Source organism: Pseudomonas sp. P867 (assembly GCF_019891455.1).
Classification (GTDB): domain Bacteria; phylum Pseudomonadota; class Gammaproteobacteria; order Pseudomonadales; family Pseudomonadaceae; genus Aquipseudomonas; species Aquipseudomonas synxantha_A.
The window spans coordinates 184,329-206,509 of the sequence record NZ_JAFLXB010000013.1 but is presented as its reverse complement, the minus strand read 5'-3'; the positions used below and the strand labels follow the sequence as shown (position 1 = coordinate 206,509).

13 protein-coding genes and 1 tRNA gene are annotated in these 22,181 nt (G+C 59.2%); 12 read left to right on the top strand and 2 right to left on the bottom strand.

Going from position 1 to position 22,181, the window contains the following annotated elements:
• Positions 1–17 precede the first annotated feature (17 nt).
• Positions 18–104: transfer RNA gene (locus tag J1G33_RS22230), tRNA-Leu, on the bottom strand.
• A gap of 225 nt (positions 105–329) precedes the next feature.
• Here J1G33_RS22230 and rnr point away from each other — a divergent pair.
• The 7 genes from rnr to dnaB all read left to right on the top strand — a co-directional run bounded on the left by rnr (position 330) and on the right by dnaB (position 7,604).
• The gene (gene rnr / locus J1G33_RS22225; RefSeq protein ID WP_148852921.1) at positions 330–2,960 is read left to right on the top strand and encodes a ribonuclease R; all 2,631 of its coding nucleotides are present in this window, start codon (positions 330–332) and stop codon (positions 2,958–2,960) included.
• Positions 2,957–3,712 carry a 23S rRNA (guanosine(2251)-2'-O)-methyltransferase RlmB gene (rlmB, locus tag J1G33_RS22220; protein ID WP_021493242.1) on the top strand — a complete coding sequence of 252 codons (756 nt, stop codon included), beginning with the start codon at positions 2,957–2,959 and terminating at the stop codon, positions 3,710–3,712. The genes rnr and rlmB overlap by 4 nt, the downstream gene beginning before the upstream one ends.
• Positions 3,713–4,023: 311 nt before the next feature.
• Positions 4,024–4,440 carry a 30S ribosomal protein S6 gene (gene rpsF, locus J1G33_RS22215; RefSeq protein ID WP_005784250.1) on the top strand — a complete coding sequence of 139 codons (417 nt, stop codon included), beginning with the start codon at positions 4,024–4,026 and terminating at the stop codon, positions 4,438–4,440.
• A 29-nt stretch (positions 4,441–4,469) separates the two neighbouring features.
• Positions 4,470–4,700, top strand: coding sequence for a 30S ribosomal protein S18 (gene rpsR, locus J1G33_RS22210; RefSeq protein ID WP_002551829.1), 231 nt, complete (start codon positions 4,470–4,472; stop codon positions 4,698–4,700).
• A 36-nt stretch (positions 4,701–4,736) separates the two neighbouring features.
• Positions 4,737–5,630: a hypothetical protein gene (locus tag J1G33_RS22205; protein ID WP_005784252.1), complete on the top strand. Its 894-nt coding sequence runs from the start codon at positions 4,737–4,739 to the stop codon at positions 5,628–5,630.
• 18 nt (positions 5,631–5,648) lie between these two features.
• On the top strand, positions 5,649–6,095 hold the full coding sequence (rplI, locus tag J1G33_RS22200; RefSeq protein ID WP_003171376.1) for a 50S ribosomal protein L9: 447 nt from the start codon (positions 5,649–5,651) through the stop codon (positions 6,093–6,095).
• Between the two features lie 111 nt (positions 6,096–6,206).
• On the top strand, positions 6,207–7,604 hold the full coding sequence (dnaB, locus tag J1G33_RS22195; protein WP_003188079.1) for a replicative DNA helicase: 1,398 nt from the start codon (positions 6,207–6,209) through the stop codon (positions 7,602–7,604).
• 12 nt (positions 7,605–7,616) lie between these two features.
• Here dnaB and J1G33_RS22190 read toward each other — a convergent pair whose 3' ends face one another.
• Entirely contained in the window at positions 7,617–13,919 is a 6,303-nt protein-coding gene (locus J1G33_RS22190) for an NEL-type E3 ubiquitin ligase domain-containing protein (protein ID WP_223018755.1), read from the bottom strand.
• Positions 13,920–14,233: 314 nt separating this feature from the next.
• Here J1G33_RS22190 and J1G33_RS22185 point away from each other — a divergent pair, with 314 nt between their 5' ends.
• From J1G33_RS22185 to J1G33_RS22165, 5 genes are all read left to right on the top strand, one after another.
• Positions 14,234–16,537: a YgiQ family radical SAM protein gene (locus J1G33_RS22185; protein ID WP_005784258.1), complete on the top strand. Its 2,304-nt coding sequence runs from the start codon at positions 14,234–14,236 to the stop codon at positions 16,535–16,537.
• 212 nt (positions 16,538–16,749) lie between these two features.
• The gene (locus J1G33_RS22180; RefSeq protein ID WP_216090661.1) at positions 16,750–17,670 is read left to right on the top strand and encodes an NAD synthetase; all 921 of its coding nucleotides are present in this window, start codon (positions 16,750–16,752) and stop codon (positions 17,668–17,670) included.
• Entirely contained in the window at positions 17,667–18,125 is a 459-nt protein-coding gene (locus J1G33_RS22175; RefSeq protein ID WP_032878185.1) for a hypothetical protein, read from the top strand. Before J1G33_RS22180 ends, J1G33_RS22175 begins: the two co-directional genes overlap by 4 nt.
• Positions 18,126–18,175: 50 nt before the next feature.
• The gene (locus tag J1G33_RS22170) at positions 18,176–18,571 is read left to right on the top strand and encodes a hypothetical protein (RefSeq protein WP_050549359.1); all 396 of its coding nucleotides are present in this window, start codon (positions 18,176–18,178) and stop codon (positions 18,569–18,571) included.
• Positions 18,572–18,758: 187 nt separating this feature from the next.
• Entirely contained in the window at positions 18,759–22,049 is a 3,291-nt protein-coding gene (locus J1G33_RS22165; protein WP_223018754.1) for a transglutaminase family protein, read from the top strand.
• Positions 22,050–22,181: the final 132 nt, after the last annotated feature.

The window sequence follows — 22,181 nt, the reverse complement described above, 5'->3', positions numbered from 1 at the left end:
CGGGTTTGATCTGAATTTGGTGCCCAGGAGAAGACTCGAACTTCCACGACCTTGCGATCACCAGCACCTGAAGCTGGCGTGTCTACCAATTTCACCACCTGGGCATTATCTGACAACGTTGCCGTCGTCGATGGCGCGCACTATACGGAGCGATATTTGAGCTGTAAACCCCTGCCATGAAAAAACCCTGGAAAATTTCGCCAGTGGTCGTGCAAGGTGCGCGGCGGGGGGCGTAAAGGTCTTTTAAACGCTTGTTGATACCTGAAATTTCCCGTTTCAATACGCGTATGCCAAACTAACCCACATATAGACAAGGTGAAAACTCTCTAATGGCCGATTGGCAGTCCCTCGATCCCGAGGCCGCTCGTGAAGCGGAAAAATATGAAAACCCTATTCCTAGCCGCGAACTGATCCTGGCGCACCTCGCCGATCGTGGTTCGCCTGCTAGCCGCGAGCAGTTGGTCGAAGAATTCGGTCTGACCACCGAAGACCAGCTCGAAGCCCTGCGCCGCCGTCTGCGTGCGATGGAGCGCGATGCTCAATTGATCTACACCCGTCGTGGCACTTACGCGCCGGTAGACAAGCTCGACCTGATCCTGGGCCGCATTGCCGGCCATCGTGACGGTTTCGGCTTCCTGATCCCGGATGACGGCAGTGACGATCTGTTCATGAGCCCGGCGCAAATGCGCCTGGTGTTCGATGGCGACCGCGCCCTGGCGCGGGTTTCCGGTCTGGACCGTCGCGGTCGTCGCGAAGGCGTGATCGTCGAAGTGGTGTCCCGTGCCCACGAGTCCATCGTCGGCCGTTACTTCGAAGAAGGCGGCATCGGCTTTGTGGTTCCGGATAACCCGAAGGTCCAGCAGGAAGTGCTGATCACCCCCGGCCGCAACGGTGCCGCCAAGGTCGGCCAGTTCGTCGAGGTGAAAATCACCCATTGGCCAACGGCGCGCTTCCAGCCCCAGGGCGATATCGTTGAAGTGGTCGGCAACTACATGGCGCCCGGCATGGAAATCGACGTTGCGCTGCGCACCTACGATATTCCTCACGTCTGGCCTGATGCCGTGCTCAAGGAAGCCGCCAAGCTCAAGCCGGAAGTCGAAGAGAAAGACAAAGAAAAACGCATCGACCTGCGTCATCTGCCGTTCGTCACCATTGACGGCGAAGATGCCCGCGACTTTGATGATGCGGTCTACTGCGAAGCCAAGCCTGGCAAGCTGCGCCTGTTCTCCGGCGGCTGGAAGCTGTACGTCGCGATTGCCGACGTGTCCAGCTACGTGAAGATCGGTTCGGCCCTGGATAACGAAGCCCAGGTGCGCGGCAACTCCGTGTACTTCCCTGAGCGCGTGATCCCGATGCTGCCTGAGCAGCTGTCCAACGGCTTGTGCTCCCTGAACCCGAAAGTCGACCGTTTGGCCATGGTGTGCGAGATGACCATCTCCAAAACCGGCGAAATGACCGACTACCAGTTCTACGAAGCGGTGATTCACTCCCAGGCACGCCTGACCTACAACAAGGTCAGCACCATTCTGGAAACACCGAAGACCAGCGAAGCCAAGGCCCTGCGTACCGAGTACGCTGGCGTGGTCCCACACCTCAAGCAGTTGTACTCGCTGTACAAGGTGTTGCTGGGCGCCCGTCATACCCGTGGCGCGATCGATTTTGAAACCCAGGAAACCCGGATTGTTTTCGGTTCCGAGCGCAAGATCGCCGCTATCACCCCGACCACCCGTAACGACGCGCACAAGTTGATTGAGGAATGCATGCTGGCGGCCAACGTGGCCACTGCCGAGTTCCTGAAGAAGCACGAAATTCCTGCGCTGTACCGCGTCCACGACGGCCCGCCGCCGGAACGTCTGGAAAAACTGCGCGCCTTCCTTGGTGAGCTTGGCCTGTCCCTGCATAAAGGCAAGGACGGCCCGACGCCCAAGGATTACCAGGCTCTGCTGGCCAGCATCAAGGATCGTCCGGATTACCACGTGATTCAGACCGTGATGCTGCGTTCCCTGAGCCAGGCGGTGTACAGCGCCGATAACCAGGGCCACTTTGGCCTCAACTACGAGGCGTACACCCACTTCACGTCGCCGATCCGTCGTTACCCGGATTTGCTCACGCACCGGGCGATCCGCAGCGTGATCCACTCCAGGCAGAACACCCCGCACGTCAAGCGCGCCGGTGCCATGACCATTCCGAAGGCGCGGATCTATCCGTACGACGAGGCGGCCCTGGAGCAGTTGGGCGAGCAGTGCTCCATGAGCGAGCGCCGCGCCGACGAAGCCACCCGCGACGTAGTGAACTGGCTCAAGTGCGAGTTCATGAAGGATCGCGTGGGCGAATCGTTCCCGGGCGTGATCACTGCTGTGACTGGCTTTGGTCTGTTCGTGGAACTGACCGACATCTACGTCGAGGGCCTGGTGCATGTCACCGCCTTGCCGGGTGACTACTACCACTTCGATCCTGTGCACCACCGTCTGGCGGGCGAGCGCACCGGTCGCAGCTTCCGCTTGGGCGATACCGTCGAAGTGCAGGTCATGCGCGTCGATCTGGACGAACGCAAGATCGACTTCGGTATGCCTGACAAGCCCGCTGAGCCGGCTGGCCGCAAAAAGCGTGGCAGCGAAACCGCAGCGCCGGCCTCCAAAGGCAAGGCCACTGGCGCGAAGACGGCTGCCGAGCCTGCACCTGCCAAGTCGGGGCGTCGCTCTTCCGCCAAGGACAAGGCTCCTGAAGCCTACCGCCCAAGCGATGCCGCGGCGAAAAACGCCGAGCTGCGCAAGAGCCGCGAGTTGAAGCAGCAGCTGCTCAACGAAGCCAAAAGTGGTGGTAAAGCGGCGTCTGGGGGAAAGTCCCAAGGGGCGGAAAAACCGTCGAGCAAGCCAAGTAAACATCGTAAAGGCCCGCCAAAAGCGGGCTCTGCCCCCGCGAAAAGCGGCGGGTCGCGCAAACCTAAGGCCAAGTCATGAGTTTGGAAAAAATCTACGGCGTGCACGCCGTAGAAGCACTGCTGCGTCATCACCCCAAGCGGGTCAAGCAGGTTTGGTTGGCCGAAGGCCGCAGTGAGCCGCGTGTGCAGGCGCTGGTCGAACTGGCCACCCAAAACAAGGTTGCCATCGGCCAGGCCGAGCGTCGTGAAATGGACGTGTGGGTTGAAGGTGTACACCAGGGCGTGGTCGCGGACGTCAGCCCGAGCCAGGTATGGGGCGAGGCGATGCTCGACGAGCTGCTCGACCGTACCGAAGGCGCGCCTCTGTTGCTGGTACTGGACGGCGTGACCGACCCGCACAACCTCGGCGCCTGCCTGCGTTCGGCAGATGCTGCCGGCGCGCTTGCGGTGATCGTGCCTAAAGACAAGTCTGCAACCTTGACGCCGGTGGTGCGCAAAGTGGCTTGCGGCGCGGCAGAAGTGATTCCGCTGGTGGCCGTGACCAACCTGGCGCGCACCCTGGAGAAACTCCAGCAGCGCGGCCTGTGGGTCGTGGGTACGGCAGGCGAGGCCGAGGTCAGCATTTATGACCAGGACTTGACCGGCCCGACCATCCTGATCATGGGCGCCGAAGGCAAAGGCATGCGTCGTTTGACCCGTGAGCATTGCGATTATCTGGTGCACTTGCCGATGGCCGGTAGCGTCAGCAGCCTGAACGTATCGGTGGCGACGGGCGTGTGCCTGTTTGAAGCCCAGCGTCAGCGTGGTGCCAAGGTCAAAGCCAAGAAGTAATCCCGAGCCTGGCACAGAACCAAAATGTGGGAGGGGGCTTGCTCCCGATAGCGGTGGGTCAGTTACAGATGATGTGACTGAACTCTCGCAATCGGGAGCAAGCCCCCTCCCACATTTAATTTTGTGGTGTTTGGAAAGTTGTTCAAATAATCACCAATCACCTTGCGCCGCTTCTCCCCCTTCTCTACAATTGCGCCCCTTGCCTTCCTGGCAGGCACCGATGTGCCTCCCCTACGGCAAGATCCATAAGTGTCATTCACTCCTTGTCTGACCGTTTTTGAGCGGCAGGCTACAACCCGTAAGGAGCATTCATGCGTCATTACGAAATCATCTTTTTGGTCCACCCGGATCAAAGCGAGCAAGTCGGCGGCATGGTTGAGCGTTACACCAAGCTGATCGAAGAAGACGGCGGCAAAATCCACCGTCTGGAAGATTGGGGCCGTCGTCAACTGGCCTACGCAATCAACAATGTTCACAAGGCTCACTACGTGATGCTGAACGTTGAGTGCACTGGCAAGGCCCTGGCCGAGCTGGAAGACAACTTCCGCTACAACGATGCAGTGATCCGTAACCTGGTCATCCGTCGCGAAGAAGCCGTTACCGGCCAATCCGAGATGCTCAAGGCTGAAGAAAACCGCAGTGAGCGCCGTGAGCGTCGCGACCGTCCTGAAGAAGGCGCTGATGATAGCGCTGATGACAGTGACAACAGCGATAACGCTGACGAGTAATCCACGGACCTTATTAAGGAGCCTATCAAATGGCACGTTTCTTCCGTCGTCGTAAATTCTGCCGCTTCACCGCTGAAGACGTGAAAGAGATCGATTACAAAGATCTCAACACTCTGAAAGCTTACGTATCCGAGACCGGCAAAATCGTTCCAAGCCGTATCACCGGTACCAAAGCACGTTATCAGCGTCAGCTGGCCACCGCTATCAAGCGCGCCCGCTTCCTGGCCCTGCTGGCCTACACCGACAGCCACGGCCGCTGAGACCGGGCAGTCGACAAGTAGTAAGGGATTGAATGCATGCGCGCCTTAGCTGAGTTCATCATGCGCGGTCGCGTGCAGGCCACTCTGGTAGTGGCTGGCTGTGCGGCATTGCCGTTGCTTTATTGGTTGGGTGCTGCCGCAGGTTGCCTTGTGCTGCTGCGGCGCGGTTTGAAGGACGCCCTTGGCGTTCTTGCCCTGGGTTTGTTGCCGGCCTTGATCTGGTGGCTGCAAATGGGTGATCCACGGGTACTTCTGGTACTGCTGGGGTCATCGAGCCTTGCGTTGGTTCTGCGCGCAAGTGAGTCCTGGGTCCGTACGCTGCTGGTCAGCGTGGCATTGGGGTTGGTGTACTCAGTGATGCTTGGCGCGGCTTTCCGCCCGCAAATCGAGGCGCTGTCGCAGGAGATCGTCAAGATCCTGCCACTGGCTCTCGGGGATCTCTACCAGCAGTTGTCGGTAGATGAGCGAGCGCGGTTTGCGTCACTGATTGCCCCGGTCCTGACCGGCCTGATTGCGGCATTGTTGCAGGTCGTCAGCGTGCTGAGCCTGATTCTTGGGCGTTATTGGCAGGCGTTGTTGTACAACCCGGGTGGTTTTGGTCGCGAGTTTCGCAGTATCAGAATCCCTGCGGGGCCGGCGATGTTGCTGCTGGCGTGCATGGTTGTCGGACCGAACTTCGGTCCACAGATGGCCTTGCTGGCGCCGATTTGCAGCGTACCGCTGGTGTTTGCCGGGCTGGCCCTGATTCACGGGCTGGTTGCGCGAAAGCGCCTGGCCAGGTTCTGGCTGGTGGGGTTGTACGTCACGCTGTTGCTGTTCATGCAGCTGATCTATCCGTTACTCGTGGTTCTGGCCATTGTCGACGGCCTGATTGATTTTCGCGGACGTCTGGCGTCGAAAGATGCCGATAGCGCGAACGGTGAAGGTTAAAAGTTAGAGGATTTTCACATGCAACTGATCCTTCTGGAAAAAGTCGCCAACCTGGGCAACCTGGGCGACAAAGTGAACGTTAAGGCCGGCTACGGTCGTAACTACCTGCTGCCATACGGCAAAGCCACCGCTGCAACCGCTGCCAACCTGGCTGCGTTTGAAGAGCGTCGTGCTGAGCTGGAAAAAGCCGCAGCAGACAAAAAAGCTTCGGCCGAAACTCGCGCTGCCCAACTGGCTGAGCTGGAAGTGACTATCACTGCCACCGCCGGTGACGAAGGCAAGCTGTTCGGTTCGATCGGCACCCACGACATCGCTGATGCACTGACCGCCTCCGGCGTTGAAGTGCAGAAGAGCGAAGTTCGTCTGCCGAACGGCACCATCCGCAACGTAGGCGAATTCGACGTAGCCGTGCACCTGCACGCCGAAGTTGAAGCCACCGTACGCGTTGTCGTGGTAGCAGCTTAAGTCGCACCTAACTGACTGGCACCTCGCGTGTCAGCCGGTTAACATCGGGCACGATCCTGTTTACAGGTCGTGCCTTTTGTTTTTCTACACACCCTTAAATTCCAAGTGGCCATGAACGAAATCTCCGCTCCTGAGCAATACGATCTGCAAACCGCTGCCCTGAAGGTGCCGCCGCATTCCATCGAGGCCGAACAGGCCGTGCTCGGTGGCTTGATGCTGGACAACAACGCCTGGGAACGCGTGCTGGATCAAGTCTCGGACGGTGACTTCTATCGCCATGACCACCGCCTGATCTTCCGCGCCATCGCCAAGCTGGCCGACCAGAACTCACCGATCGACGTGGTGACCCTGGCCGAGCAGCTGGACAAGGAAGGCCAGACCTCCCAGGTTGGCGGGCTGGGCTACCTCGGTGAACTGGCGAAAAACACGCCGTCCGTCGCCAACATCAAGGCCTATGCGCAGATCGTCCGCGAGCGCGCCACCCTGCGCCAGTTGATCGGCATCAGCACCGAAATCGCCGACAGCGCCTTCAACCCGGAAGGCCGTACCGCCGCCGAGATCCTTGATGAAGCCGAACGCCAGATCTTCCAGATCGCCGAAGCGCGGCCCAAAACCGGTGGCCCGGTCAGTGTCAACGACCTGCTGACCAAGGCTATCGACCGTATCGATACCTTGTTCAACACCGACGCGGCCATTACCGGTATTTCCACCGGCTACACCGACCTCGACGAAAAGACCAGCGGCCTGCAGCCGTCCGACCTGATCATCGTCGCCGGCCGTCCGTCCATGGGTAAGACCACCTTTGCGATGAACCTGGTGGAAAACGCCGTACTGCGCAGCGACAAGGCGGTATTGGTGTACTCCCTCGAAATGCCAGGCGAATCGCTGATCATGCGTATGCTTTCGTCCCTGGGTCGTATCGACCAGACCAAAGTGCGTTCCGGCCAGTTGGAAGACGACGATTGGCCGCGTTTGACCTCGGCTGTCAACCTGCTCAATGACCGCAAGCTGTTCATCGACGACACGGCCGGTATCAGCCCGTCCGAGATGCGTGCGCGTACCCGCCGCCTGGTACGTGAACACGGCGATATCGCCCTGATCATGATCGACTACCTGCAGTTGATGCAGATTCCCGGTTCCAGCGGCGATAACCGTACCAACGAGATTTCCGAAATCTCCCGGTCCCTCAAAGCCCTGGCCAAGGAATTCAACTGCCCGGTGGTGGCGCTGTCCCAGCTCAACCGCTCCCTGGAACAACGCCCCAACAAGCGTCCGGTGAACTCCGACTTGCGTGAATCCGGAGCGATCGAGCAGGACGCCGACGTGATCATGTTCGTGTACCGCGACGAGGTGTACCACCCCGAAACGGAACACAAGGGCATTGCCGAGATCATTATCGGCAAGCAGCGTAACGGCCCGATCGGCTTTATTCGCCTGGCGTTCATCGGTAAGTACACGCGCTTCGAGAACCTGGCGCCGGGCAGTTACAACTTCGACGACGACGAGTAACCGTTGGCCGAGTCACTCGGCCAGGATTTGTCGAGTCAGTGTCTGGATCAGCTCGGCTTCTTCAATCGCAAGCAGGGCCTGCTGGCTATCGGTTTGCTCCTTGTAGGCCGCTTTCGACAGTAAACCGGCGGTAAGACTATCGCGTAGTGCCTCAAGTCGTTCCTGAAAGGGCTGACGCTGCGCTTCGAATTGCGCCTGATATTTGTTGGTTATATAGACTTGCCAGAACTCTCTGGAAAGCAGCGCCTGGAATTCCTCGGGTGAATTATCCAGTGCCACTATTTTTTCATAGGCGCTGTCTAGCATGCCCTGTGTGACTCCACCCATATGGGTGTATGCCGTCCGCTGAGGCTGCCCAGGCAGTTGGAGGCGGTCTTTAAGGCCGTAGCGATAAGCCAGTCTGATCTCGACCTCCTCGCCCAGGCGCAGGCGATGCGGGCGCTTCGCTTCTTCCGATACCGTCGGATCGTTGACAATCGTTTCGCTGCGCAGGATGTCGGCTGAGGCGATTTTGTCCACTTCATGCAATCGGAACAGGCTTCTGGACAATGCCGATAACGGCTTGCCTTGTGACTGATCCATCGCCTGACTTTGGGCCCTGTATACCAGGACTGCGGTTTCCAGGTTGCCGAACGAGAAGGCCGCTCGGTCGCAGCACGCAGGTTCGCCGGCTCGATCGAAGATTTCTTTGCGCAACTGTTCGGACTCCGAACTGTTTTCGGTAATAGCGTCGATCAACTCCCAGACTCTTCGCCGATGATCCTCCTGGCCCGTACCCAGTTGCTCTAGACGCTTGAGCAGGTCGAAGAAGGGATCCGCCCCCTGCTGTTCGCGTAGCGTAGTCCATTGCGATCGCCTGGCCGAAACCTGAGCTGAGTCCAATCCCTTGGTCAAGCGTCGAAACGACTCGTCGCCCCGATTTCTAAAGGGTGCTGGCGGTCTGTTTAGCGTGGATGTGACCACTAAACGGTTTGGCTGCCCCACTTCGGCGAGTCCGGCTGTGATCAACCGGGCTGCGTAACGCCTGACCCGTGCCAACGTTTGATCGGACAACGGATTACCGGTAACAGAGGTCAAGTTATTGAGCCGTGCCGAACGGGGCAGGAGCGCGTCTGTAGGCGCGATGACGGAGTCAGGAATCTCTGTTATCTGATTGGCACTCAGGTCGATCGTGTCCAGTAGCGGTTGCTCTGCCAGGCCGGTCGGCCATGTCTCAATGCCTGTACCCGACAGATTAATCGAGCGGATGTCGGGCATCTGGCTGAAGTCGGGTGTCACGCCTAGTTGTTGGTTTCCCTGTAATACGAGGCCTCTGAGCGTGACGCGTTCCGCCAGGATGCGGGCGGTGTCCGGGGTCAGGCGAATCCGGTTGTTCTGCAGATATAAACGGGTGAGCCCATGCATTTCGCCCAAGGCTGGAGGAAGGTCCCTGAGCTGATTATCTGCCAGGTCGAGCCAGCGTACGTGTCGGTATCGTGTCAGGAAGCTTTCTGGAGAAACGCTTAGGTACATGTTGTTCAGTTTGAGTGAGCCTACGTGACTGAAGTCCACGTCCAGGTCCGGCAGACTCGGCAGCCTCAGGCCACTGAGATCGAGTTCCAGGCCAATCGGTGTGCCATCCTTGGCCAGCATCTGCGGTGTTTCCTGTCTCCAGCAACTCAAAATGCGTTCCAGGGCGATGTTACGATCGTCCCAAGTCACTGCATTGGTTGCGAGTTGGCCAGAGCGAACATAACCCTGGCGGCGAACACCGCCTGAAAACGCCCAGGCGTCCAGTTGGGTTTGGAGCTTATGGAACTCAAGTTCGAGTCTGTCCAACTCTGCCGCCACTGTTCCTTTGGGCAAGCTCCAAAGAAACTCCCTAGCCTGCTTGAGGGTCTTGCCCGGATACAGCCGCTGATACCTTTCTATCCTGGGGTTACCCGAGTCAAACGCGCTGTCAATTGCGTCTTTGATCAGGTCCGGATGGTTTTCATGCAGATTGCGCCAGTAGCTTTCGAATTTTCTCCAGTATTGAGAGGGAAAGTCATTGCCTTGTAGCTGGGTGACGTTATTGATCTGGACGATGGTTTCCAGCTGGTCGGCCGGCGGTTTCAGGTAGGTTTCGGGAACTGCACGCAGTTTGTTATTGAGCAAGTTGAGGCTTTTCAGGTTGGTCTGACTCAGTAGGCCGGTGGGCCACTGATCGATCTTTGTACTGCTGAGGTCCAATGTTTGCAGTTTCGACATACCGCTGAAGTCGGGCGTTATCCCCAGCGGGTTTTCCGATAGATCGATATGTTCAAGCTGGGTAAGGCCGGCCAATTTTTCAGCACTGGGTACATCCAGCCTGATCTGGTTCGAACTCAAGTTCAGCGTGGTCAATTGACTCATGTTGCCGATCGCGGTGGGGAGTTTGTCGAGCTTGGAGTGTGTGATGCTCAGTCGCTCCAGGTTGGAGAAATTTCTCATGAACGTATCCGTCGCATCCGACCAGTTAATCGACACAAGATCCAACTCCCGCACATGGCTGAAGTCGGCTTTCAACCCGGGAAGCGCGGAGGTGCCTGACGGCATTGTGAATGATGTCCCGGTCTCACGACGCCAGCAGCGCTTGATCTCATCGGTAGCAAGCTTGGCCCAGCTTGTAGATTCGGAAGCGTTTGCATGTCGCCATGCCTTCAACTCCCTGCTGAGGTTTCTGTACTCGGCTTCTCGTCTATCCAGCCCGCCAGCAATGTCATTGCCAAGAGACTGGATAAACGCGTTGATCTGTCCTTCGTCAAATGACGGGAACAAGCTGTGTACCCGACGCTGCGGGCTGCGCAGTTGATTTAAGGCTGCGCTGGCACTGTCGGCCAATTGCCGGAAGAACGACCAGTCATGTCTCTCGCCTCGTACGCCCCCCGGTGCGCCGACGATGGCGCTGACCCAGACATTGGCGGCGTTGCGCCTGATGGCGTGGCTTGCACCGAGGCGACTGCTGTTGTAGACGTTAGCCGCGTCCATCGCCACGGGATCGCCAGGTTTGACGATGCGCCAGACTTTGCCTGCCGCCGAGGAAGCATCGCGGTCGAGCATGACTTGATAGGTGCCGCCGTCGATCGTCACGTATTGACGCCCGCTCAGGGCATGGACGCCGTCTGCATCGGCATTGTCCGGCACCTGCTTGTGGGGTATCCGCAAACCACTGATGCTCTGGTTCGATAGCGGCGACTCCCGCGATTGTGTGAGGAATTCTGGCAGGTGCGCCTGCTGTACGCGCGCTTGCTCAAGCACGTCCTGAGCCAGCACGGCGGTGTCGTGGCGCCCAAGGCCCAGCTCATTGCGTTGGGTTTCGGTGAGAGTGCGCAAGGTGGCACCGAGTAAGCTGTTTTCCCCGACGGCCGCCGTTTTCAGATCGCCACTGTCCGGTCGGTAGCCAGCATATTCAGTGCCGGACTTGACCAACATGAGGAAGCCGTCTGCGTCTTCGCTCCCATAGGTGTCCAGCAGGGATCCTCGACGGATGGTCCGCCCGGTCTGATCGGTAGAGCCTTGATACACCTGCACGCCGACATCGCTTGGCCAACCTGGCAAGAGCGTCAGCAGGTTGCAGAACAGGGCTTCACTGTGCGCGTTGAGGCCGAGGCCGCTTGGGTCCGAAAGTGCGTTGAGCGCCTCAGTGATGATGCTTTGTTGAAGACTTTTGTGAATGGCCTCGCGTACCGGAGCTTCCAGGAAGGAGTACAGGCCGACGTCGCGTAATGAGGGATGACGACGCAGCAAGTCTGCAGCCATTGCCCGTGAAAGGTCCGGAAAGCGACGCCGCAACAGGCCGATTGCCAGGTCATCACTGGTGGGCTGGCCGGACAGCGCCGTGGGTGCAAACCGAGCTGCTGAATTTTTTGCATTCAGGTGGTCGCGCGGTTGGCCGTCGCGTAACGCCTCATACACAGCGGCTTGATGTGCTTGAAGGTGTGTCGCTATTTTTTTTCTCAGCTCAATCAATCGGCTCGCCAGGTGTTGATCTTCACTGCTGTGGCCTGTCTTACCCAACCTGCTATTGGGGACGAGCCGTTCATGTTCCTGCAATACCTGTTGCATGAGCGAGCCCACCGGCGAGCCAAATGCCAGTGCCAGGTAACGATCGCGGCCGTCCTGGCGTAGTTCGATTGTGGCCAAGGGCTGTGTGTTGCCCGCGAGCACCGGTGCGTGGCTGGACAGCAAGGTTTTGCCGTCAGGGGCATACAGTTTGATCGTGCAGGTGCCCAGGTCGGCCAGTAGCGCAGGCATGACCTGATCGGCAATGGGCGGCAGCGGGCCATCGCTCTGCCTGAGCGCCGCTTGTAACTGGGTGAGCCCTTCGCGCAGTTGCTGATTCTCTATGGCCTGCGTCAGTGCGACGGGCGCGCGCCGGCGATCGAACCAGATATCCAGCAGATCCTGGCGATCCACCCGCGCGACATCCAGCGAGCGCTTACAAGCTGTCGGGCTCAGCGGCAGCTCGCTGGGCGAGATCATGTGCTGCAACAGTTGGGCTTCGTTCAGCGCACGGGTATCGATCGGGTCGAGTGTCCAGCGGTCATGCTTGGCTGAATAGGTAACGTAGGGCTGAATGCTTGAAGAGCCGTGCGTGTCCAGTTGATAGCGCCCGGAGATTTTGTCGAGGGTGACCTGGGCGAATCTGGTTTGGTTGTCGACCTGTAGCTTGATGTAGCTTCGATTGTCCTTTTCAAACAGGCCTTGAGGGTTTTGTTCAACTCCCGACAGGTAGTTGGGGTCGATTTGTGTGTAGTCGTTGATGAACCACAACCCAGGCTTGCCGTTCGTGCCAAGAGCATAGTTGGGGTTACCCAGCGCGTTCATCAACTGACGGGTGCGGCGTGCAGACAACTTGGCTGCCGCCCCCTGCAAGCGCAGCCCCACCAGCAGGTCAAGGATGTCGCCGACAGCTTGCACCAGCTCGGCCTGCTGGCCTCGGCGCAGCGCCGCAATGGCAGACCAGGTCTGATAGACGAGGGCGCCCAGCATTGCGACCAACATGATTTTGCCCAAGCCCGTCACACCGCCGGGGAGGGGGATCAGCAGCATCGACAAGGTTTCGCTGACCAGATAGGTGGCCAACGCAACGGCGGCCTCCTGGTCGGCGAGTTTATTGGTGCGGGCCAGTCGGATAAGGTCCGATTGTATCGGCCACGCCTGGTGGATCGGCAAGGTGTGGGCGAGGCAACGGATGTCCGTGCCGATTTTTTCCACCGCCAGTTTTTGTCTGTTTGGGGTCTTGCTGGCGAACAGGTCATACAGGATTTTGGCATGCCAGGCGAGCTCGTCCCGGTTGACCTTCAGCGGTTTGATAAAGGCTCGCAGCTTTTCCTGATTGTTCAGGGAGATGGCCTTCATGAACCAACTGAAGTGTGCCAGCCCCACGTCGTTGCGGATCTGGTCCTGCAGCGAGTCCACGGCGTCTTGCCTGGAGGCATGTCGGCGTAACGCGCCATTGGGGCGGTCCGGGAAGTAGCTGTAGACGCAAGAGCCGTCGGGCGTGTCAAAGCGACGAGTAAAGAACGGCAGGGCAATCTTTTCGCCGCCGGCGTCCAGTTGGTAGAGGTCCCAATACACGCTGGTGTCGAACAGCCAGTCTTTAAGTTCATTGAATTCCCATTCGCTGATACTCCAGGACTCATTGGTGCGGTAGGCGTCCCTCAATGCGACCAGCAGCTTGGTGCTTTGCAGGCCGAATAGCGGATTGGACAGACGCTTCTTGAACTCTTTTTCGATGTAGTCGCTGATGCGCGTGCCGATGTCCACGCTCCTTGCGACGGCCACGAACGCTTTGACGCTGATGACGTTGCCGCTGATAGAGCTGGCGCGTTGTTCTTCGGTGGAGAAATACGCAGTAAACCCGAAGTTGCGATACGCCGCCTCCAGCAAGGTGATCGAGCGTTCGTACTCACGTATGCCCAGGTCCTCTTTGTAGATGCGCACGTTGTTGCCCAGGCGGTCGTTGGCGGGGAGGTCATCCTGGGAGGCCGGTAGCTGCCGGATCCGCGTCTTCAGGTAAGTGGTACGCGAGTTGATGACCGTGCCGGTTTTGCTCTTCAGCGCGCTGTCCAGAGCGTCGACCATTTGCTGGCTCAAGTCGTTGTAAAGATCTGTGAGGGCGTTGCCGAGGGTTTGCTCGCGCTCCACCAGATCCTTGCTCAGACGCAGGTATTCTTTTTGCTCGTCCACGCCCATTTTGCCCATGAAGGCATTTACGTTTTCCTGTATCAGTTGAAAGATCTGTTGTTCGGCCCAGCTTTCGTGGGTGAGTAATGCAGGTTGCTCTGCATCAAAGGTGACTGAGTTGGTCATGGTGTGTGCTCGGGAAGAGAGCGCTTGGCACAGCAGCGTGGCAGGCGCTCTGTTGGAAAGATTGAGCGACATTAGGGCCGGCAGTACCAGAAGAAGAGGTGCATAAAGCTGTGCGCTGAAAACGCCTGGTAGTTGCACCCTCAATGACGACGCGTGATCAGCGCGCCTATGTGGGCCTCGCCCCCCCAGCAAAACCGGGCTATAAGCACCGTCGGGCGCGGTGTGGCTAAAAGCCGACCATTGCCGTCGGAATTGGTCAAAATTTGTGCTATATTCCGCGCCCGCGATTTTTCATCTCAACACCGGTCACCGTCATGCAAACAGCCAAGCCGTTATTTGACTATCCCAAGTACTGGGCCGAATGTTTCGGTCCTGCGCCATTCCTGCCAATGAGCAGGGAGGAGATGGATCAGCTTGGCTGGGATTCCTGCGACATCATCATCGTCACCGGTGATGCGTATGTGGATCACCCATCGTTCGGCATGGCGATCATCGGCCGGCTGCTGGAGTCCCAGGGCTTTCGCGTCGGGATCATCGCCCAGCCGAACTGGCAGTCCAAAGACGACTTCATGAAGCTCGGCGAGCCGAACCTGTTCTTCGGCGTCGCGGCCGGCAACATGGACTCGATGATCAACCGCTACACCGCCGACAAGAAAATCCGCTCCGACGACGCCTACACCCCAGGCGGCATGGCCGGCAAACGCCCGGACCGCGCCAGCCTGGTGTACAGCCAGCGCTGCAAGGAAGCCTACAAGAACGTGCCGATCGTGCTTGGCGGCATCGAAGCTTCCCTGCGCCGCATCGCCCACTACGACTACTGGCAGGACCGGGTGCGCAACTCGATCCTGATCGACGCTACCGCCGATATCCTGCTGTACGGCAACGCCGAGCGCGCCATTGTCGAAGTCGCCCAGCGCCTGTCGTGGGGCCACAAGATCGAAGACATCACCGACGTGCGCGGCACCGCGTTCATTCGCCGTGATACACCCGCGGGCTGGTACGAAGTGGACTCCACGCGTATCGACCGCCCGGGCAAGGTCGACAAGATCATCAACCCGTACGTGAACACCCAGGACACCCAGGCCTGCGCCATCGAGCAAGAGAAAGGTCCGGTGGATGACCCGGAAGAAGCCAAGGTCGTGCAGATCCTGGCCAGCCCGCGCATGACCCGCGACAAGACTGTGATCCGCCTGCCGTCGGTGGAAAAAGTCCGCGGTGACGCGGTGCTCTACGCCCACGCCAACCGCGTGCTGCACCTGGAAACCAACCCAGGCAACGCCCGCGCCCTGGTGCAGAAGCATGGTGACGTGGACGTTTGGTTCAACCCGCCGCCCATCCCGATGACCACCGAAGAAATGGACTACGTGTTCGGTATGCCTTATGCCCGCGTGCCGCACCCTGCGTATGGCAACGAGAAAATCCCGGCCTACGACATGATCCGCTTCTCGGTAAACATCATGCGTGGCTGCTTCGGCGGCTGCACCTTCTGCTCGATCACCGAGCACGAAGGCCGCATCATCCAGAACCGTTCCGAAGAGTCGATCATTCGCGAAATCGAAGAAATCCGTGACAAGGTGCCGGGCTTCACCGGGGTGATCTCCGATCTCGGCGGGCCTACCGCGAACATGTACCGCATTGCCTGCAAGAGCCCGGAAATCGAATCCGCGTGCCGCAAGCCGTCGTGCGTGTTCCCCGGCATTTGCCCGAACCTGAATACCGACCACTCCTCCTTGATCCAGCTGTACCGCAGCGCCCGTGCATTGCCGGGTGTGAAGAAGATTTTGATTGCTTCCGGCCTGCGCTACGACCTGGCCGTCGAGTCGCCTGAGTACGTGAAAGAGCTGGTGACCCATCACGTGGGTGGCTACCTGAAGATCGCCCCGGAACACACCGAGGAAGGCCCGCTCAACCAGATGATGAAACCGGGCATCGGCAGCTATGACAAGTTCAAGCGCATGTTCGAGAAGTACACCAAGGAAGCGGGCAAGGAGCAGTACCTGATCCCGTACTTCATCGCCGCCCACCCGGGTACCACCGATGAAGACATGATGAACCTGGCCCTGTGGCTCAAGGGCAACGGCTTCCGTGCCGATCAGGTGCAGGCGTTCTACCCGTCGCCGATGGCCACCGCCACCGCGATGTACCACTCGGGCAAGAACCCGCTGCGCAAGGTCACCTACAAGAGCGACGCGGTGACCATCGTCAAGAGCGAAGAGCAGCGCCGTCTGCACAAGGCGTTCCTGCGTTATCACGACCCGAAAGGCTGGCCAATGCTGCGTGAAGCACTGACGCGCATGGGCCGCGCCGATCTGATCGGGCCGGGTAAAGACCAGTTGATCCCGCTGCACCAGCCGGCCACCGACAGCTACCAGAGCGCCCGTCGCAAGAACTCGACGCCGGCCGGCAGCCACAAGGTCGCCAAGGAAACTACCACCAGGATCCTTACCCAGCACACCGGCCTGCCGCCCCGTGGCAGCGACGGCAGCAACCCGTGGGACAAGCGTGAGCAAGCCAAGGCGGCTGCTCAGGCGCGTAACAAGCAGGCCGCCAAAGAGCGTGCCGATGCGGCCAAGGGCAAGGGCGGCAAGCCTGCGCGCAAGCCGGTAGTGCCGCGTTGATCATCGCTTGAATATGCAGAACGCCAGCCTCGTGCTGGCGTTTTGCTTTCTGGTCGGTGGTGAGTCTGTTTGGTAAGGTGGCGCCCATTAGATCGCTATCGGGAGCAAGCCCCCCTCCCACACTTTAATGTGTGAATACATTCAAAATGTGGGAGGGGGCTTGCTCCCGATAGCGTCAGTCCAGTCTCCACCCTTTCAAGGAAGAACACCCCATGGGCAACCCCCTGCTCGGCATCGGCATGGACTCCAACCGCTCCCAGTTCATGGCGCGCCAGCGCATCGAAAGCCAGATCAACCTGCCGCGCCTGTTTGCGGCCATCGACGCCGATCCAGGTATCGTTGGCGCAGGCGTCGTATACATCGACGCCGACTTCAACGTCATTACCCTGCGCGAATTCAGGCCCATCTGCAGCATCAAGCCCAAGCGCATCATTTTGCGTGAAGCGCAGAAGTACATTGCGCCAACGCAGTTTGCTCAACATGTCGTGAGCAATCCTCGAGAATCGCGACTGATTGGCGAAGCCGTGAATACCGGAGTCTCCTGCTTTGGGGCTGTCATCAGTTGGGCTGCGATCGCCAGTGGAACAATTCTGGTGCCTTTCAGTGCCGGCGCCAGTTCCGTCATCGTTGTGGTGGGGTATGCGGCTGCCGGCGCAAGTTCGCTTCAGTGTTTCAACGGCATTGCCCGGACAGCGCTGGAAGTCGCTAAACCTGAGGTTAAAGACCGGCTCGACAGTGAAGGCTGGTACCAGAATGCTTCCATTGTGCTGGACGCAGTATCCCTGGCAGGCGTGGGCGCCTCGGCCCTGACGACGGTCAAGCTGGTTAGGGCCGCCACTGCATCGACGGGCAAGAGTCTGCGTGAAGTGCTTCGCGGTTTGAATCGCCAGGAAAGAGCCAAGCTGACGAAAGAGCTGCTGAGCATCAACCATCCCAGCTTGACCGCGAAGATGCTCAAATTGAGACAGGCATCGGGCGAACTCACCAAGCGTTTCACCCCTACGCAGCTCAAGCACAGCACAACTACCCAGATCAAAGACGTCCTGGGCGCAAGTGTTGGGTTCGGCGGGAGTGCGTACTCCGGGAACGTCAATACCATCGCGATAGGGTTGTATGAGGAAATAAACGAATGAGCGAGTTAATGACGCTGCGAGACTTTTTCAGGCATTACTTTCTGACGTTTATTGGCGGCGTATTCGCTGCGTACTTTTCGTTGGCGTTGGCTGTGGCGCTGGCGTTCGTCACCTATTTTCGTGATGCGCCGATGGCTCAAGTGGGGCTCAAGATCATGTCTGTCGGGGCGCTGCTCATTCTGTTGACGGTCCATAGTAACTTTATGATTTTGCGGGGCAGACCCTCCTGGGTGTGGGTAATGGTCGGTATCTACGTCGCCTGTCTACTGTTTGTCGTTCCGATGGCTCAATTCCGGCCTCACAAAGTTCTTTATGGGTTGGCGCTGTTATTCCCATTGCTCGGATTATTGACACTTAATAGCAAGGTTCAACGAGAGATGCGCACGAAACTCGTGGAAATCCGTCGCATTCGGCAGTCTGTCAAATCAACCGTCAGATCGAGTAGTCGCATGTGAAGGAGCCGCCTTCGATAAACAGATTCCTGGCGCGCTATTTCCCCGTATTCATGGGGACGATTTTCATGGCGATCTTCTCCGGCTCGGCTGCGGTTTCCATGGCTGGCGTGACCTATTTGCGCGGTGTTGATCCTGCGCTCAAGGCCAACTATTCAGTAGGCGCGATCCTGGTGCTAGTGGCAGTGCTTGTCTTTGGCAACGTCATGATCGCACGCGGCTATCCCTGGGCTACACGGCTGGTAGCGGCGTACTTGGGCGCTTGTCTGTTGTTCGCACTGCCAATGATTCAATACGATCTCAACAAGCTGGTCTATGGCTCGGCTGTACTCTTTCCACTGTTGGGGTTACTGCTGCTCAACAGCAAACGCCACCGCGAAATGCGCAAAAAACTGTCCGGGATACGCCATCTGCGCCAAGCCGCAATCGCAAAGCGCAAAGCCCGTTGATTGGGTAGATTCACCATCCACCCTCACACTAACGCCACAAATGTGTGCAGCTCTTGCACCGTGGTACGTACGTTGGCGCTATTTTGGTGCTGTACTGCACCGGGCTCCACGATAAAGCGCAATGAGGGCCGCTGTGGCATAAGTCTTGCGCGCGTTGTACTCATGCCCAGGCTCGCAGGAGGCCGCCGTGTCGATACATGTCGCGTTGCACCACGTTACGCATTACCGCTACGACCGTGCTGTCGAACTCGGCCCACAAATTGTGCGCTTGCGCCCGGCAGCCCATAGCCGCACGCGGATCCTGTCTTACGCGCTGAAAGTGCTGCCCGAGCAGCATTTCATCAATTGGCAGCAAGACCCCCAGGGCAATTACCTGGCGCGCCTGGTGTTCCCGGAAAAAACCGACCAACTGCGCATCGAAGTCGATCTGGTCGCCGAGATGGCGGTGTTCAATCCGTTCGACTTTTTCCTGGAACCCTACGCCGAAAAAATCCCCTTCAGCTACGCCGCCGATGAGCAGCGCGAGCTGGCGCCGTACCTGGAAACCTTGCCGCTGACGCCAAGGTTTGCCGCCTACCTGGCCGGTATTGACCGCACACCCTTGCCTGCGGTGGATTTCCTGGTTGGGCTGAACCAGCGCCTGGCCGCCGATATCGGCTACCTGATCCGCATGGAACCGGGCGTGCAAACCCCGGAATTCACCCTGGAAAACGCTTCCGGCTCCTGCCGCGACTCGGCCTGGCTGTTGGTGCAATTGCTGCGCAATCTTGGCTTGGCGGCGCGATTTGTCTCTGGTTATCTGATTCAGCTCACCGCTGACGTCAAAGCCCTCGACGGCCCCTCCGGCACCGAAGTGGACTTCACCGACCTGCACGCCTGGTGTGAAGTGTATTTGCCCGGCGCCGGCTGGATCGGCCTGGATGCCACCTCCGGTTTATTTGCCGGTGAAGGGCATATCCCATTGGCCTGCAGCCCCGATCCATCGTCTGCCGCACCCATCAGTGGGTTGGTGGAACCGTGCGAATGCGAATTTACTCATGAGATGTCGGTGGAGCGTATATGGGAAGCCCCTCGGGTAACCAAGCCCTACACCGAAGAACAATGGCTGGCGATCCAGGCCCTGGGCCGACAGATTGACGGCGACCTGCTCAAGCATGACGTGCGCCTGACCATGGGCGGCGAGCCAACTTTCGTGTCCATCGACGACCCCGACGGCGCCGAATGGAACACCGCCGCCCTGGGGCCGGACAAGCGTCGCCTGTCCGCCGAGCTGTTCCAGCGCCTGCGCCGGCACTATGCACCCCAGGGCCTGGTGCATTTCGGCCAGGGCAAGTGGTACCCCGGCGAGCAACTGCCGCGTTGGTCGCTCAATTGCTACTGGCGCCGCGATGGGGTGCCGATCTGGCACAACAGTGCGCTGATCGCCGATGAGCAAGAGGACTATGGGGCTGACGGCGCGATGGCCGGACGTTTCCTGGCCAGCGTCGCCGAGCGTCTGAAGTTGCCGGCGCGCTTTGTGTTCCCTGCCTTTGAGGACAACTTCTACTACCTGTGGCGCGAAGGCACACTGCCGCAAAACGTTAGCGCCCAGGACCCGCGCTTAAGCGACGAACTGGAGCGCGAACGCCTGCGCAAAGTCTTCGTCCAGGGCCTGGACAAGGTCATCGGCCAAGTGCTGCCGTTGGCGCGCACCGCCGCCAATGATCGCTGGCAGAGTGGGCGCTGGTACTTGCGCGATGACCACTGCCGCCTGGTGCCGGGCGATTCGCCGTTGGGTTATCGGCTGCCGTTGGCTTCGCAGCCGTGGGTGACAGCGGCGGAGTATCCGTTCATACACCCGACCGACCCGAACCAGGATCAGCCGCAGCTGCCTACGACCGCGCAGTTGCACAGCCACGACGAGCCGGCCCCAAGTGATGAGCGTGTGCCAAAGGTCGACGAATCCGCCGATTGGCTGACCCGCACTGCGCTGTGCGCTGAAGCGCGGGAAGGACGCCTGTACCTGTTCATGCCGCCGCTGGAACGCGTGGAGGATTATCTGGAGCTGGTGACGGCCATCGAGGCCACCGCCCAGGAACTGCATTGCCCCGTGTTGCTGGAAGGCTACGAGCCACCCGCCGACACACGCCTGAGCAATTTTCGCGTGACGCCGGACCCGGGTGTGATCGAGGTCAACGTGCAGCCATCCGCCACCTGGGATGAGTTGGTGGAACGCACCGAATTTCTTTACGAAGAAGCCCGGCAAACCCGCCTGACCACCGAGAAATTCATGATCGACGGGCGCCACACCGGCACCGGCGGTGGTAACCACTTCGTCCTCGGCGGTGCGACGCCCAAGGACTCACCATTCCTGCGTCGCCCCGATTTGCTGCGCAGTCTGATCAGCTACTGGCATAACCATCCGTCGCTGTCCTACCTGTTCTCCGGCCTGTTTATCGGCCCGACCTCCCAGGCGCCACGGGTGGATGAGGCGCGCAACGATGCGCTGTATGAACTGGAAATCGCCTTCGCGCAGATGCCGGCACCGGGCGAGGAATGCCCGCCGTGGTTGGTGGACCGCCTGTTGCGCAACTTGCTGATCGACGTGACCGGCAACACCCATCGCGCCGAATTTTGTATCGACAAACTCTACTCGCCGGAGGGTGCCACCGGCCGCCTGGGGCTGCTGGAGTTGCGCGCTTTCGAAATGCCACCCCATGCGCGCATGAGCCTGACTCAGCAATTGCTGCTGCGCGCGCTGGTCGCACGGTTCTGGCGCGAACCTTATGCGCCGCCGAAGCTGGCGCGTTGGGGCACCGAACTGCATGACCGCTTTTTGTTGCCGCATTTTATCGAACAGGACTTTGCCGACGTCATTGTCGAGCTCAACGCTGCCGGTTATCCGCTGCGGGCCGAGTGGTTTGCCGCGCATCTGGAGTTCCGCTTTCCCAAAGTGGGTGATTACGCCGTCAGCGGTATCGAACTGGAACTGCGCCAGGCCCTGGAGCCTTGGCATGTGCTGGGTGAGGAGGGCGCGGTAGGCGGCACGGTACGTTATGTGGATTCGTCCCTGGAGCGCCTGCAAGTCAAGTTGACTGGCCTGCCGGCGCAGCGCTATCTGCTGACCTGCAACGGCATACCCGTGCCGCTGCAACCGACCGGTCGGGTGGGAGAGTTTGTTGCCGGTGTGCGTTACCGCGCCTGGCAACCGGCCAACTGCCTGCAACCGACCATTGCAGTCCATGCGCCGTTGGTGTTCGACCTGCTCGACACCTGGATGCAGCGCTCGCTGGGTGGCTGCCAATACCATGTGGCGCATCCGGGCGGGCGCAATTACGACAGCTTGCCGGTCAATGCCAATGAGGCAGAGAGCCGGCGAATGGCGCGGTTTTTCCGGTTGGGGCATAGCCCGGGCAAGCTTGTGGTGCCGACTGTAGTGGTGAACGGTGAATTGCCAATGACCCTGGATTTGCGGCGTTTTACAAAAAATAAGGAATGAACATGATCCAAGTGTGGGAGCTGGCTTGCCTGCGATAGCGGTGGTTCAGTCGACAGTTCTGGTGACTGACACACCGCTATCGCAGGCAAGCCAGCTCCCACATTGGATCGTAGTGAATTTGAGTTAACCTGA

Bases quoted from the DNA above. Each gene is read 5' to 3' on its own strand.
- rnr (WP_148852921.1), top strand. From the start codon at position 330: ATGGCCGATTGGCAGTCCCTCGATCCCGAGGCCGCTCGTGAAGCGGAA.
- rlmB (WP_021493242.1), top strand. From the start codon at position 2,957: ATGAGTTTGGAAAAAATCTACGGCGTGCACGCCGTAGAAGCACTGCTG.
- rpsF (WP_005784250.1), top strand. From the start codon at position 4,024: ATGCGTCATTACGAAATCATCTTTTTGGTCCACCCGGATCAAAGCGAG.
- rpsR (WP_002551829.1), top strand. From the start codon at position 4,470: ATGGCACGTTTCTTCCGTCGTCGTAAATTCTGCCGCTTCACCGCTGAA.
- J1G33_RS22205 (WP_005784252.1), top strand. From the start codon at position 4,737: ATGCGCGCCTTAGCTGAGTTCATCATGCGCGGTCGCGTGCAGGCCACT.
- rplI (WP_003171376.1), top strand. From the start codon at position 5,649: ATGCAACTGATCCTTCTGGAAAAAGTCGCCAACCTGGGCAACCTGGGC.
- dnaB (WP_003188079.1), top strand. From the start codon at position 6,207: ATGAACGAAATCTCCGCTCCTGAGCAATACGATCTGCAAACCGCTGCC.
- J1G33_RS22190 (WP_223018755.1), bottom strand. From the start codon at position 13,919: ATGACCAACTCAGTCACCTTTGATGCAGAGCAACCTGCATTACTCACC.
- J1G33_RS22185 (WP_005784258.1), top strand. From the start codon at position 14,234: ATGCAAACAGCCAAGCCGTTATTTGACTATCCCAAGTACTGGGCCGAA.
- J1G33_RS22180 (WP_216090661.1), top strand. From the start codon at position 16,750: ATGGGCAACCCCCTGCTCGGCATCGGCATGGACTCCAACCGCTCCCAG.
- J1G33_RS22175 (WP_032878185.1), top strand. From the start codon at position 17,667: ATGAGCGAGTTAATGACGCTGCGAGACTTTTTCAGGCATTACTTTCTG.
- J1G33_RS22170 (WP_050549359.1), top strand. From the start codon at position 18,176: ATGGGGACGATTTTCATGGCGATCTTCTCCGGCTCGGCTGCGGTTTCC.